Consider the following 924-nt stretch of genomic DNA (forward strand, 5'->3'; position numbering starts at 1 on the left):
GTGGCCTCCTTGCGGGCGGCGGCGGTCAGCGACCGGTGGGTGGGGGCGTCGGGCACGTCCGCGGGGCGTCCCTTGGCGAACTCCTCGCGCAGGACGGGCACGACTTCCTCGCCGAGCAGGTCGAGCTGCTCCAGCACGGTCTTCAGGGGCAGTCCCGCGTGGTCCATCAGGAACAGCTGGCGCTGGTAGTCGCCGGCGTACTCGCGGAAGGAGAGCGTCTTGTCGATCACCTGCTGCGGGGAGCCCACGGTGAGCGGGGTCTGCGCGGTGAAGTCCTCCAGCGAGGGCCCGTGGCCGTAGACCGGGGCGTTGTCGAAGTACGGGCGGAACTCCCGTACCGCGTCCTGCGAGTTCTTCCGCATGAACACCTGGCCGCCCAGGCCGACGATCGCCTGCTCCGGGGTGCCGTGGCCGTAGTGGGCGTACCGCGTGCGGTACAGCTCGACCATCCGCCTGGTGTGGTCGGCGGGCCAGAAGATGTTGTTGTGGAAGAAGCCGTCGCCGTAGTACGCGGCCTGCTCGGCGATCTCCGGGGAGCGGATGGAGCCGTGCCAGACGAACGGCGCCACCCCGTCCAGCGGGCGGGGCGTGGAGGTGAAGCCCTGCAGCGCGGTGCGGAACTTGCCCTCCCAGTCGACGACGTCCTCGCGCCACAGCCGGCGCAGCAGGGCGTAGTTCTCGAGGGCGAGGTCGATGCCGTCGCGGATGTCCTGGCCGAACCACGGGTACACCGGCCCGGTGTTGCCGCGCCCCATCATCAGGTCCACCCGGCCGTCGGCCAGGTGCTGGAGCATCGCGTAGTCCTCCGCGATCTTCACCGGGTCGTTGGTGGTGATCAGCGCCTTGATCCGCTCGCCCTCGGACGGGGTGCGTCCGGTGGTCGGGTCGGTGGTCACGTCCCCGACGCTGAAGATCCCGAACTGC

The 924-nt window shown here is 70.2% G+C and carries 1 protein-coding gene; it reads right to left on the minus strand.

Annotated features, from left to right (window positions below):
• Nucleotides 1-924, minus strand: a 924-nt coding sequence (locus IH25_RS0136715) for a CE1758 family FMN-dependent luciferase-like monooxygenase (protein ID WP_063755194.1), incomplete at both ends; no start/stop codon positions are given.

It is taken from the genome of Streptomyces achromogenes subsp. achromogenes (assembly GCF_000720835.1).
GTDB lineage: Bacteria > Actinomycetota > Actinomycetes > Streptomycetales > Streptomycetaceae > Streptomyces > Streptomyces achromogenes.